Raw genomic sequence first — 13,114 nt, forward strand, 5'->3', positions numbered from 1 at the left:
TACATCGCGCCTCGGTCTCCGATGCACAGGCTGTGGATAGACCGTACGATGGACACTTCGCCCACTCGGATCCCGACGCTCCCGCCGTCCGGACGGCCGCGTGAAAACTACATCCGTGTCATACCCACAGCTGTGGATAAGGTTGTGGATCCAGTCGTCGTACACCCAGGGAGGGCTCTTGTCCGAAGCGCCGTTGGACACCGAAGCCGTCGCCGTCGGGTGGAACCGTGCGGTCGAGATCCTCGCCAATCGCGGCGAACTCTCGGGAGCACAGATGGGTTTCGTGCGCCTGACGAAGCCCCTGGGCGTCATCGACAACACGGTGCTCCTGGCCGTCGCGAGCGACTTCGCCAAGGATTTCATCGAGACCCGTGCGCGGGAATCGATCATCTCCGCCCTGACGACCTCCCTGTCCCGTCCGGTCCGTGTGGCCGTGACGGTCGATCCGAGCCTCGAGGACTCCCCCGCCGCACCGCCGGCGCCGCCGGTCCCCGCGAGCCCCGTATTTCCGGAGCATCTCGCACCGGTCTCCGACGACGAACCGGACCGGTGGTCCACGTCGACCACGACCGGCCCGCGTGACGGCCTCGTGGATCCGAACGCCCGGCTCAACGTCAACTACACGTTCGACACGTTCGTCATCGGTTCCTCCAACAGGTTCGCGCACGCCGCGGCGACCGCCGTCGCCGAGGCGCCGGCACGGGCATACAACCCCCTGTTCATCTACGGTCAGTCGGGCCTGGGCAAGACCCATCTGCTCCATGCGATCGGCCACTACGCCCAGCACCTGTATCCGGGAGTGCGGGTCCGGTACGTGAACTCGGAGGAGTTCACCAACGACTTCATCAACTCGATCCGGGACGACAAGGCCGAGGCGTTCCAGCGGCGCTACCGCGAGGTCGACGTGCTCCTCGTGGACGACATCCAGTTCCTGCAGGGCAAGGAACAGACGATGGAGGAGTTCTTCCACACGTTCAACACCCTCCACAACGACGCGAAGCAGGTCGTCATCACCTCGGATCTGCCGCCGAAACGGCTCGCGGGCTTCGAGGACCGGATGCGATCGCGATTCGAGTGGGGCCTGCTGACCGATGTCCAGCCGCCCGACCTCGAGACCCGGATCGCCATCCTGCGCAAGAAGGCCAGTTCGGAGGAGTTCCAGGCCCCGAGCGACGTGCTCGAGTACATCGCCTCGAAGATCTCGACGAACATCCGTGAGCTCGAGGGCGCCCTCATCCGGGTGACCGCCTTCGCCAACCTCAATCGTCAGGCGGTCGACACGTCTCTGGCCGAGCTCGTGCTCAAGGACCTCATCAGCGACGACGACACCCCCGAGATCACCCCGTCGGTGATCATGGCTCAGACCGCGGCCTACTTCTCCGTCTCGATCGAGGCGCTGTGCAGTGCCGACCGTTCCCGAGTCCTCGTCAACGCCCGCCAGATCGCCATGTACCTGTGCCGGGAACTGACTGAACTGTCGCTGCCGAAGATCGGTCAGGTCTTCGGCAACCGCGACCACACGACTGTGATGCACGCCTACCGCAAGATCACCCAGCTCATGGCGGAGCGACGAGCCACGTACAACCAGGTCACCGAGCTGACCAACCGCATCAAGCAGCAGAACCGGGCCTGATCGGGCTCGATGAGCGGACCGGGCCCGAGGAGCGGCACCAGGACGTCGCCGAGGGAACGTCTGGCCCAGATCCCCGCCATACACAGCTGTGGACAACTCTGTGGACAACCGTGGAGGAAGCGTCCAGACCGGTGGATAACTCCCTGTGAATCCGTGGACAGAGAACCCCGCCGTTGAGATATCCACAGACCGCCTCGACTCACACACAGGCCGGTCCGTCGTCGATCCACACCCCGGTCCAACCTCTGACCTGCATGGACGCCGGTTATCCACATGATCCACACCCCCTATGACGATGACGAGACCTATGGGGCTCCCGAAGATGTGGACAGCCAACAATCACCATGCTGCGCCCGACTCCGACCCGCGGGACCGACCTCGCATGCACTCACCACGCTCCTCGACGCGACCGGTAGAGTTGGGCTGCTGGGAGATCCCAGGAATGCTCGACCCAGCCAGGAAGAAGGAGATTCCAGCACCGTGAAGTTTCGAGTTGAGCGAGACGTCCTCGCCGAAGCCGTGACGTGGACAGCTCGCACCTTGCCGGTGCGTCCACCCGTTCCCGTCCTGTCCGGAGTGCGAATCACAGCCGTCGCTGACGGCACCCTGACCCTGTCGACCTTCGACTACGACGTCTCGGCCCGGTCCCAGGTGGCCGCCGACGTGGAGGAGCCGGGAGAGGTCCTGGTCTCCGGACGGCTCCTGGCCGACATCTCCAGGGCCCTGCCGGCCCGCCCCATCGAGATGACCATCGAGGGCACCAAGGTCCAGGTCACGTGCGGATCCTCGCGCTTCACGCTCGCGACGATGCCGGTCGACGAGTATCCGACGCTCCCGGACATGCCGGCGCATGCCGGTTCGATCCCCGTCGACGCGTTCTCCCGCGCGGTCGCCCAGGTCTCGATCGCGGCGGGCAGGGACGAGACCCTTCCCCTGCTCACGGGCGTCAAGCTCGAGATCCGTGGTGACAAGCTCACGTTCATGGCGACCGACCGCTACCGGCTCGCCCTGCGGGAGATCTCGTGGGCGCCGGTCAATCCGCAGATCGAGCGGGAGGCGCTCGTGCGGGCGCGGACCCTCACCGACGTCGCCAAGTCGCTCACCTCCGCCGGCAACGTGGAACTGTCCCTCTCCGAGGGGTCGGACATCATCGGGTTCGAGGCGGGCGGGCGCCACAGCACCTCGGTGCTCGTGGACGGCGACTACCCCCCGGTGCGCCGACTCTTCCCCGATCAGACCTCGATCCACACCGTGACGAACACGGCCGCGCTCATCGAGGCCGCCAAGCGCGTCGCCCTCGTGGCCGAACGCAACACTCCGATCCGGCTGACGTTCAGCGAGGGGCAGGTCGTGCTCGAAGCCGGTCAGGGAGACGACGCCCAGGCCTCCGAGGCGCTCGAGTCCACCCTCGTGGGCGAGGAGATCAGCACGGCCTTCAACCCGACGTACCTGCTCGAGGGCCTGGCCGCGCTGGGAACGGACTTCGTTCGGCTCTCGTTCACGCAGGCGTCCAAGCCCGTGGTCATGACCGGGCAGGACAGCCTCGACTCGGAGGATCACTTCGACGAGTTCCGCTACCTGCTCATGCCCATTCGCTTCGCGAGCTGACGCCGGGCCCCGCGACCGCACCGGCCACGGAGCCGCCACCCCATCCCCGCTCTAGGAGGGCTCTCATGCACATCGGACTCATCGGCCTCGGTCGAATGGGGGGCAACATGCGTGCCCGCCTCCGAGCCGCGGGAATCGAGGTGACCGGTTACGACCCCAACCCCGAGGTCTCCGACGTCGCCGATCTGGACGCCCTGGTGGCCGCGCTGCCCTCGACGAAGATCGTGTGGGTCATGGTTCCGGCCGGCGAGGTGACCGAATCGGTCATCACCGGCCTCGCCGGGCACCTGCGGGCCGGCGACCTCGTCATCGACGGCGGGAACACCCGGTATCACGACGATCTCCGACGCGCGAGGGAACTCGGCGCGCGCGGAATCCGCTACGTCGACGCCGGCGTCTCGGGCGGCATCTGGGGCAAGGACGTCGGCTATGGGCTCATGGTCGGAGGCGAGGACGAGGCGATCACCGAGCTCATGCCCGTCTTCGACGCACTGCGCCCCGACGGGCCGCGCGAGGAGGGCTTCGTGCACGCCGGCCCGGTCGGCGCCGGGCACTACGCCAAGATGATCCACAACGGCGTCGAGTACGGCATCATGCAGGCCTACGCCGAGGGCTACGAGATCCTCGCCGCCCGCCCGGATCTCGTACCCGACGTGAGCAAGGTCTTCCAGGCGTGGCAGCGGGGAACGGTTGTGCGGTCGTGGCTGCTCGAGCTGCTCATCAAGGCGCTCAACTCCGATCCCCGCCTCCACGAGATCCAGGGTTATGTGGCCGACTCCGGGGAGGGGCGCTGGACCGTCAAGGAGGCCGTGGACCTCGCGGTTCCCGCGCCGGTCATCAGCGCCGCGCTCTTCGCGCGCTTCGACTCCCGACAGGAGGACTCCCCGGCGATGAAGGCGGTGGCGGCACTCCGCCAACAGTTCGGCGGCCATGCCGTGCGGGCGGCCGAGGAGCAGTGATCGTCCCCGGTCCGAGCGTGTCTGCGGTCTGAATGTATGTCTCCGACCTCGCGCTGACCGACTTCCGCTCCTATCCGCACGTCGTGCTCGCGCTCGAGCCCGGGGTGACGGCGCTCGTGGGACCGAACGGGCAGGGGAAGACGAACCTCGTCGAGTCCCTCGGCTACCTCGCCACCTTCAGCTCCCACCGGGTGGCGGGCGATGCCGCCCTCGTGCGCGCGGGCACTCCGCGGGCGATCGTGCAGGCCAAGGTCGTGCGGGCGGGCCGGCCGACCACGCTCGAGGTCGAGATCGTCGCGGGTCGCGCGAATCGGGCCCGCCTCAACCGGGCACCCGTCACCCGCACCCGGGAGCTGCTCGGACATCTGCGGACGGTGCTCTTCGCACCCGAGGACCTCGCCCTCGTCAAGGGCGATCCGGACGGCCGGCGCCGCTTCGTCGACGAGCTGCTCGTGCTCCTGAGTCCGCGGTTCGCATCCGTGCGAACCGACTACGAACGCGTGATCAAGCAACGCAACGCCCTGCTCAAGTCGGCCGGCGCGGCGCGCCGGGGCGGCCGGGGCGCCGACCTGAGCACGCTCGACATCTGGGACGCCAAGGCGGCCGCCGCGGGGGCGGAGCTGCTCGCCGCGCGCGTGCGGCTGCTCGCGGAGCTGCGGCCCCACGTCGCGACCGCCTACGAACAGGTCTCCGGCGGTCAGGGGTCGGCCGAGCTTCGCTACCGCACGAGCCTCGAGGCCGATTCGCGCCGGCCGGTCGGCGGCAAAGTCGCCCGCCCGGTCGCCGGCCCGGTCGACGGCACGGGCGGCTCTCGGGACGTCCTCGTCGCGACGGCCGAGGAGGCCGAGCTCGCAGACGCCGCCCTCGTCGAGGCCCGGCTGCTCGAGGCGATGGCGCGGCTGCGCGGCAAGGAGCTGGACCGGGGCGTCAGCCTCGTGGGCCCACACCGTGACGACCTCGACCTCGTCCTCGGCGGGCTGCCGGCCAAGGGGTACGCCAGTCACGGGGAGTCGTGGTCGTTCGCGCTGGCGCTGCGGCTCGCGTCGTATGAATTGCTTCGCCACGACGACTGGACCGAGGACGGCGAGCCCGTGCTCATCCTCGACGACGTGTTCGCGGAGCTCGACGCCCGCCGCCGGGCCCGGCTCGCGGAACTCGTGGCGTCGGCCCAGCAGGTGATCATCACGGCCGCCGTGGCCACGGACGTTCCCGTGGAGTTGAGCGGCGGCCGCATCGACGTGATGGAATCGGTGGCCACGCGTGTCCGCTGAGCCGCCCCCCGACCGGTCCGCCGATCCCGACCGCGGCACAGGGCAGTGGCGACCCGAGCGACCGGAGCTTCCCGACGACCCGTCGGAGGAGGCCGATCCGCTCCAGGCGGCGCGCACCGCGCTCGCCCGGGCACGCGCGGCCGCGCGGGACCGCGGTGCCACGCCGGGTGCCCCGAGCCTGCGACGCCGCGGCGGCTACAGGGGCACGGTGGGCCATCATCCCGACGTGGTTCCGGGGGCGGGCCGGGACCCCGAGTCGGTCGGCGACTCCATGGACCGGCTCTCCGCGCAGCTCGGCTGGCGGAGGCCGTTGTCGATCGCGGGGGTCATCGGGCGCTGGCGGGAGATCGTGGGCGATCAGGTGGCGGACCACTGCACGCCCGAGACGTTCATCGAGGGCAAGCTCGTCGTCCGCGCGGATTCGACCGCCTGGACGACCCAACTGCGCCTCCTGCTGCCGCAACTCGAGCGGCGCCTCGCCGAGGAGATCGGCGAGGGCGTGGTCACCGGGATCCAGGTGCTCGGACCCGGCGGACCGAGCTGGCGCCGGGGCCCCCGGTCGGTCCCCGGGCGCGGCCCGCGGGACACGTACGGCTGAGGCGAGCGGGCGTCGTCCACGAGCCGATCGCGCCGGCTCCGGGCAGGCTGTGGACAGCCCGGCGGAAGGGGCGGATCACATGCCGAAATCCTGTGGAACGGCACGGAATCCGGGTCATCCACGGTAGACTGAGGTGTTCTGTCCCCGGGCGTTTGTGCCCCTGGCCGCATTCGGTGTGCGCACGACGCGACCGGCGGGCAGGAAGTTCACGCTGGGGCCCTGCACATGTGTACCCGCTCGCGGGTGGGCGCCCGAGCGCCCGACATGCACGAGAGTACAAGGAGCGCCAAGTAGACGTGGCTGAATCGACCCTCTCATCATCGACGAACAACCATGAGGATCCGAGCTACGGGGCCGGGAGCATCACCGTCCTGGAGGGCCTCGAGGCCGTGCGCAAGCGGCCCGGCATGTACATCGGCTCGACGGGCGAGCGCGGCCTGCACCACCTCGTGTACGAGGTCGTCGACAACTCGGTCGACGAGGCCCTCGCCGGACACTGCGACCGGATCGACATCGTGCTCCAGGCGGACGGGGGACTTCGGGTCGTGGACAACGGCCGCGGCATCCCGGTCGACATCCACCCGACCGAGGGCCGTCCGACCCTCGAGGTCGTCATGACGATCCTGCACGCCGGCGGCAAGTTCGGCGGCGGTGGCTACGCGGTCTCCGGGGGGCTGCACGGGGTGGGCATCTCCGTGGTCAACGCGCTCTCCTCCCGCCTCGTCTCCGAGGTGAGCCGGCAGGGCTACACGTGGCGGCTGGAGTTCGCGAACGGTGGTCACCCCGTCGGCGAACTCGAGCGCGTCGAGGCCACCGAGGCGACCGGCACGACCCAGACCTTCTACCCGGACCCGGAGATCTTCGAGACCACCGAGTTCGACTTCGAGACGCTCCGGGCCCGGCTGCAGCAGATGGCCTTCCTCAACAAGGGCCTGACCATCTCGCTCACGGACGAGCGCCAGAGCGAGGAGGTCGACGAGGTCGCCGGCGACGAGGCGGCCGCGAACGAGCCACGCTCGGTCGTCTACCGCTACGATCGCGGCCTCCTCGACTACGTCGACCACCTCGTGCGGGTGCGCAAGCTCGATCCGGTGCACGCCCAGATCATCGACTTCGAGGCCGAGGACGCCGGGCAGACGATCTCGATCGAGATCGCGATGCAGTGGACGAGTTCCTACAGCGAGGGGGTGCACACCTACGCCAACACGATCAACACGACCGAGGGCGGCACCCACGAGGAGGGCTTCCGGTCCGCGCTCACCACGCTCGTCAACCGCTACGCCCGGGAGAAGGGGCTGCTCAAGGAGAAGGAGGAGAACCTCACGGGTGAGGACATCCGCGAGGGGCTCATCGCCGTCATCTCGATCAAGCTCGGCGAACCCCAGTTCGAGGGGCAGACGAAGACCAAGCTCGGCAACACCGAGGCCCGCACGTTCACGCAGAAGGTGCTCTACGACCAGCTCGGCGACTGGCTGGAGAAGAACCCGAACGACGCCCGCGACGTGATCCGCAAGGCCAGCCAGGCGGCGCAGGCCCGGATGGCGGCCCGCAAGGCCCGGGAGGCGACCCGCCGCAAGGGCCTCCTCGAGGGGGGCGGCATGCCCGGCAAGCTGCGGGACTGCTCGAGCCGTGACGCCTCGATCAGCGAGGTCTTCATCGTCGAGGGAGACTCGGCCGGCGGCTCCGCCGTCCAGGGCCGCAACCCCGAGACGCAGGCGATCCTGCCGATCCGGGGAAAGATCCTCAACGTGGAGAAGGCCCGGCTCGACCGCGCCCTCGGAAACGCCGAGGTGCAGGCGCTCATCACCGCATTCGGCACCGGGATCGGCGACGAGTTCGACATCTCGAAGCTGCGGTACCACAAGATCATCCTCATGGCCGATGCGGACGTCGACGGCCAGCACATCGCCACGCTGCTGCTCACGCTCCTGTTCCGGTACATGCCGGAGCTGCTCACCGCCGGCCACGTGTATCTGGCCACCCCGCCGCTGTACCGGCTCAAGTGGACGAACGCCCCGCACGAGTTCGTCTACTCGGACAAGGAGCGCGACGCCCACGTCGAGGCCGGACTCGCGAAGAACCGGCGGCTGCCGAAGGACGGCGGCATCCAGCGTTACAAGGGTCTGGGCGAGATGGACTACCGGGAGCTGTGGGAGACGACGATGGACCCGTCCTCCCGCACCCTCAAGCAGGTCACCCTCGACGATGCCGCCGCGGCCGACGAGACGTTCACCATCCTCATGGGCGAGGACGTCGAATCCCGCCGGGCGTTCATCCAGCGCAACGCCCGCGATGTGCGCTTCCTCGACATCTGACCCGCTGCTCGAACGACGTAAGGATCTAATTCGTGAGCGACACCCCCACCTCGGTTCCTGAGTCCACCGGCCGGATCGAACAGGTCGACCTCCAGCTCGAGATGCAGCGGTCCTATCTCGACTACGCCATGAGCGTCATCGTCGGGCGCGCACTTCCGGAGATCCGCGACGGTCTCAAGCCCGTGCACCGGCGCGTGCTCTATGCGATGTACGACGGCGGCTACCGCCCCGACTCCTCGTTCTCGAAGTGCTCGCGCGTCGTCGGCGACGTCATGGGGCAGTTCCACCCGCACGGCGACAGCGCGATCTACGACGCGCTCGTGCGGCTCGTGCAGCCGTGGTCGCTGCGCTACCCGCTCGTGGCCGGCCAGGGCAACTTCGGCTCCCCCGGCAACGACCCGGCGGCCGCGCCCCGGTACACCGAGTGCAAGATGGCCCCACTCGCGATGGAGATGCTGCGGGACATCGACAAGGACACGGTCGACTTCGGCGACAACTACGACGGCCGCACGCAGGAACCGCTCGTGCTGCCCAGCCGGTTCCCGAACCTGCTCGTCAACGGCTCGGCGGGCATCGCCGTCGGAATGGCCACGAACATCCCCCCGCACAACCTGCGGGAGGTGGCCGACGCGGTGCATTGGTTCCTCGATCACCCGGACGCCACCCCGGAGGAGCTCCTCGCGGCCTCGATGCAGCGCATCAAGGGGCCCGACTTCCCGACCGGCGCGCAGATCCTCGGGATCCGGGGGATCGAGGACGCGTATCGCACCGGCCGCGGGTCGGTCACGATGCGCGCGGTGGTCGAGGTGGAGGAGATCCAGGGCCGGCAGTGCCTCGTGGTGACCGAGCTGCCCTATCAGGTCAATCCGGACAACCTCGCCGCCAAGATCGCCGAGCTCACCCGCGACGGCCGCCTGCAGGGCATCGCCGACATCCGCGACGAGACCTCGGGGCGCGCCGGCCAGCGCCTCGTCATCGTGCTCAAGCGCGACGCGATCGCCAAGGTCGTGCTCAACAACCTCTACAAGCACACCCAGCTGCAGGACACCTTCGGCGCGAACATGCTCGCGCTCGTGGACGGCGTCCCCCGCACCCTCTCCCTCAACGCCTTCATCCGGCACTGGACCGATCACCAGGTCGAGGTCATCGTGCGCCGCACGCAGTGGCTGCTGCGCCGCGCCGAGGACCGCATCCACATCCTCCGCGGGCTCATCAAGGCCCTCGACGCCCTCGACGCGGTCATTGCGCTCATCCGGGCGTCGGCCACGGTCGACGCGGCCCGCACCGGCCTCATGGACCTCCTCGAGATCGACGAGATCCAGGCCAACGCGATCCTCGAGATGCAGCTGCGCCGCCTCGCGGCGCTGGAGCGACAGAAGATCCTCAACGAGTTCGCCACCCTCGAGGCCGAGATCGCCGAATACCGGGAGATCCTCGCCTCCCCGGTGCGGCAGCGGGAGATCATCGCCACCGAGCTGACCGAGCTCGTCGACCGCTACGGCGACGAACGCCGCACGACGATCCTGCCCTTCGACGGTGAGATGAGCATCGAGGACCTCATCCCCGAGGAGGACGTCGTGGTGACGATCACCCGCGGCGGCTACGCGAAGCGCACCCGCACCGACAACTACCGTGCCCAGCATCGCGGCGGCAAGGGCGTGCGGGGGGCCCAGCTGCGGGGCGACGACGTGGTGGATCAGTTCTTCACCACGACGACGCATCACTGGCTGCTGTTCTTCACCAACCTCGGGCGCGTCTATCGGGCCAAGGGGTACGAGCTGCCCGAGGGCGGCCGGGACGCCAAGGGTCAGCACGTGGCGAACCTGCTCGCGTTCCAGCCGGACGAGACGATCGCCCAGGTGCTCGCCATCCGCGACTACACCCAGGCCGAGTACCTCGTGCTCGCCACCAAGTCCGGGCTTGTGAAGAAGACCCGCCTGAGCGAGTACGACTCCTCCCGCACCGGCGGGGTCATCGCGATCAACCTGCGCGAGCAGGCGGACGGCACGCCGGACGAGGTGGTCGCCGCCCGGCTGGTCGACAGCGACGACGATCTCCTGCTCGTCTCCCGCGGCGGTCAGTCCATCCGGTTCACCGCCACCGACGACGCGTTGCGGCCGATGGGCCGGGCCACGAGCGGGGTCACCGGAATGAAGTTCCGGGGTGAGGACTCCCTGCTCAACATGACCGTGGTCGAGCCGGGCGCCGACCTCTTCGTGGTGACCGAGGGCGGCTTCGCCAAGCGCACGCGCGTGGAGGAGTACCGGCTGCAGGGCCGCGGCGGACTGGGCATCAAGGTGGCCAACCTCGTCCAGGCTCGCGGTGATCTCGTCGGCGCCCTCATCACCCATTCCGACGACGAGGTGCTCGTGATCATGTCGAAGGGCAAGATCGTGCGCTCCGCCGTGAACGAGGTCTCCCTCACGGGTCGCAACACCCAGGGGGTCACCTTCGCCCGGCCGGACAAGGGCGACCGGATCATCGCCGTGGCCCGCAACGACGAATCGGTCGAGGAGGAGATCGACGAGGTCCCGCCGCAGGAGGATGACGATTCCCTGGTCGATGGCGTAGCGTCTGGCGAGGACCAGGCCGACGACGCGGCCGAGGAAGGTGACGAATGAGCCAGAACCCCCAGCAGCCGCCGGTGACGCAACAGGCGCCGGCCGTGCCCCCGCAACGGACCTCGACGCGCACGAGCACGAGCGGCGAGCCCGCTCCCGCGGGGGTGAACGCAGACGCCCCGACGGCCGGCGTGCCCCGCACGTCCACGCCGCCGACCATCCGGCCCGCCGCCGGACCGGTGCCCCCGGCGGCGTCCCGAGCCGGCCAGACCTCGTTCGTCGAGCAGGGGCAACTGGGCCGGCCGGGGCAACGGAGCGGCGAGTTCCACTCCACCCGACCGGCTACGGCGCCCACGCCCGCCCCCGCGGGGGGAGCTGCGTCGTCCTCGAGCGTTCCCGGGCCCAGGCGGGTGCGACTCACGCTCTCGCACATGGATCCGTGGTCCGTGATGAAGCTCGCGTTCCTGCTCTCGATCGCGATCGGGATCATGATCGTCGTGGCGGCGGCGCTCTCGTGGATGGTGCTCAACCAGATGGGCGTGTTCGCGAAGATCAACAACCTCGTGATCAATGATCTGCAGGCGACCTCCTTCGGACCGATCCTGGAGTACATGGAGTTCTCGCGGGTGCTGTCGGTCGCGACCGTCATCGCGGTCATCGACATCGTGCTGTTCACGGCGCTGGCGACCCTGGGGGCGTTCATCTACAACTTCGTCGCGGCGATGGTGGGTGGCCTGCATCTCACTTTGACCGATGACTAGGATCTGATTTGAGTATCCGGGCTCAGGCCTGCGATACTCTCTACCGGCCCCACGTGTGGGGCGGCGGGCCTATAGCTCAGACGGTTAGAGCGCTTCCCTGATAAGGAAGAGGTCGCTGGTTCGAGTCCAGCTAGGCCCACTGGATCGCGATCGGGAGGTCGAGACATGAAGAAGCTGCTGTTCCTGGCGGCCGTCGTGGCCGGCGGTGTCTTCGTCTGGCGCAAGGTCCAGGAGGAGAAGGCCCAGCGCGAGCTGTGGACCGAGGTCTCCGACCCCGTCTGAGGCACGCCCACACCCGGGGCGCGGCCGTCGGCCGCCCGCCCCTCCCCGGTCCTGTGCGGATCGCGGGGCCATGGCGCAATTGGTAGCGCACCTGCTTTGCAAGCAGGGGGTTGCGGGTTCGAGTCCCGCTGGCTCCACCCAGAGTGTCTTACAGGACACGCGACATCGGAAGATGTGGAGTGTTCCCGTTTGGCTTCCTTGCCTCCGACTGCCTCGTGAACGATGGTCGCGAAGTGTCCCGCGAGGCGTGGGCGTAGCTGGTCCTCCTCGGTGATCTCCAGGCGCGTGTAGAACGCTTGGTTCGCCAGCCTCCTGCTCCCGTCATCGGAGTGCGCGTAGGCGCGGTGAGCGTCGGTGAGGAGCCGCAGGCTGTCGTGGAGGAACGCTCGACCGCCGACGTGTTGCTCGTCGTGCTCGCGCAGACGGAGCTCGATGTCGGCGAGCCCGGCGCGGATTCGGTCTTGGTACCGTTTGAGAGTCGGCAGGTCGATGGCGTCAGCGAAGTGTGCGGCGAGCGGCAGCATCCAGGCGCGCCCGGTTCGAGGTGAGGTCGGTGAACTCCTGATCGCGTCCCGCTCCGCGCGCGTCGAATGCGGCGTCGACCTCGACGGCGAGGTGTGCTGGTAGTCATGCTCGCTGATCGACGCGTAGGAGTCCGCGAGTAGGCGTTCTGTGACCTGGCCGGGCACCGCGCGGCGGGTGCAACTGGTCTTCTTTGCGGCCCTGCCCGAGCAGACGAAGTAGGCGTAGGTCGTGCCTCTCGGGTTGGTGGCGAAGTCGAGCAGCATCCGCGACCCGCAACCGCCGCAGTGCAGGAGTCCTTTGAGGTGGTGCGCGTGTTGGACGTGCCTAGGGCGTGTCTCCTAATCGTGTTGCCCAGGTGAGGGCGGCATGGAGAACGGCTCCGGCGCGGTAGGTGATGGCGAGCTTGTCGTAGCGGGATGCGATCTCGCGCCACTGCTTGAGCAGTGCGAACGATCGCTCGACGACATTGCGGTCCTTGTAGGCGGCTCGTCGCCTCGAACCCCCGTTCCGTCAGCAACGGACACGTCGTCGCGACGAGCTTCTGCTTCGAGTCATACGCCGGCCGCCCCGGCCCACGCCGCATCTCCACCATCGCACCCAC

10 protein-coding genes, 2 tRNA genes and 2 pseudogenes are annotated in these 13,114 nt (G+C 68.7%); 12 read left to right on the forward strand and 2 right to left on the reverse strand.

From position 1 onward, the window contains the following. Positions 1-193: 193 nt before the first annotated feature. From dnaA to GCE65_RS16365, 12 genes are all read left to right on the forward strand, one after another. Positions 194-1,633, forward strand: coding sequence for a chromosomal replication initiator protein DnaA (gene dnaA / locus GCE65_RS00005; protein WP_152910617.1), 1,440 nt, complete (start codon positions 194-196; stop codon positions 1,631-1,633). Positions 1,634-2,113: 480 nt separating this feature from the next. After that, positions 2,114-3,241, forward strand: a complete 1,128-nt coding sequence (gene dnaN, locus GCE65_RS00010; RefSeq protein WP_153876941.1) for a DNA polymerase III subunit beta — start codon at positions 2,114-2,116, stop codon at positions 3,239-3,241. Between the two features lie 65 nt (positions 3,242-3,306). Then, positions 3,307-4,200 (forward strand): phosphogluconate dehydrogenase (NAD(+)-dependent, decarboxylating), encoded by an 894-nt coding sequence (gnd, locus tag GCE65_RS00015; RefSeq protein WP_153876942.1) that lies wholly within the window; start codon positions 3,307-3,309, stop codon positions 4,198-4,200. A 32-nt stretch (positions 4,201-4,232) separates the two neighbouring features. Then, on the forward strand, positions 4,233-5,471 hold the full coding sequence (recF, locus tag GCE65_RS00020; protein WP_153876943.1) for a DNA replication/repair protein RecF: 1,239 nt from the start codon (positions 4,233-4,235) through the stop codon (positions 5,469-5,471). Then, positions 5,461-6,069, forward strand: coding sequence for a DUF721 domain-containing protein (locus GCE65_RS16355; RefSeq protein WP_153876944.1), 609 nt, complete (start codon positions 5,461-5,463; stop codon positions 6,067-6,069). Before recF ends, GCE65_RS16355 begins: the two co-directional genes overlap by 11 nt. Before the next feature lie 296 nt (positions 6,070-6,365). Beyond that, positions 6,366-8,384 (forward strand): DNA topoisomerase (ATP-hydrolyzing) subunit B, encoded by a 2,019-nt coding sequence (gene gyrB, locus GCE65_RS00030; RefSeq protein WP_153876945.1) that lies wholly within the window; start codon positions 6,366-6,368, stop codon positions 8,382-8,384. Positions 8,385-8,416: 32 nt separating this feature from the next. Continuing rightward, entirely contained in the window at positions 8,417-11,005 is a 2,589-nt protein-coding gene (gene gyrA, locus GCE65_RS00035) for a DNA gyrase subunit A (RefSeq protein ID WP_153876946.1), read from the forward strand. Then, a complete protein-coding gene (locus tag GCE65_RS00040; protein WP_153876947.1) occupies positions 11,002-11,706 on the forward strand; it encodes a DUF3566 domain-containing protein in 705 nt (234 codons plus the stop codon). The genes gyrA and GCE65_RS00040 overlap by 4 nt, the downstream gene beginning before the upstream one ends. A gap of 65 nt (positions 11,707-11,771) precedes the next feature. Continuing rightward, positions 11,772-11,845: transfer RNA gene (locus tag GCE65_RS00045), tRNA-Ile, on the forward strand. 26 nt (positions 11,846-11,871) lie between these two features. After that, positions 11,872-11,988: a DLW-39 family protein gene (locus tag GCE65_RS16360; protein WP_227993997.1), complete on the forward strand. Its 117-nt coding sequence runs from the start codon at positions 11,872-11,874 to the stop codon at positions 11,986-11,988. Between the two features lie 64 nt (positions 11,989-12,052). Beyond that, positions 12,053-12,125, forward strand: a tRNA-Ala gene (locus GCE65_RS00050). A gap of 207 nt (positions 12,126-12,332) precedes the next feature. Continuing rightward, positions 12,333-12,536, forward strand: coding sequence for a hypothetical protein (locus tag GCE65_RS16365; RefSeq protein WP_227993996.1), 204 nt, complete (start codon positions 12,333-12,335; stop codon positions 12,534-12,536). A 171-nt stretch (positions 12,537-12,707) separates the two neighbouring features. Here GCE65_RS16365 and GCE65_RS16770 read toward each other — a convergent pair. Further along, positions 12,708-12,776, reverse strand: a pseudogene (locus tag GCE65_RS16770) (hypothetical protein); the annotation flags it as partial. Between the two features lie 61 nt (positions 12,777-12,837). Further along, positions 12,838-13,002: pseudogene (locus GCE65_RS00060) on the reverse strand (IS5/IS1182 family transposase); the annotation flags it as partial. Positions 13,003-13,114 lie beyond the last annotated feature (112 nt).

Source organism: Pseudactinotalea sp. HY158 (assembly GCF_009660225.1).
Lineage (GTDB): Bacteria > Actinomycetota > Actinomycetes > Actinomycetales > Beutenbergiaceae > HY158.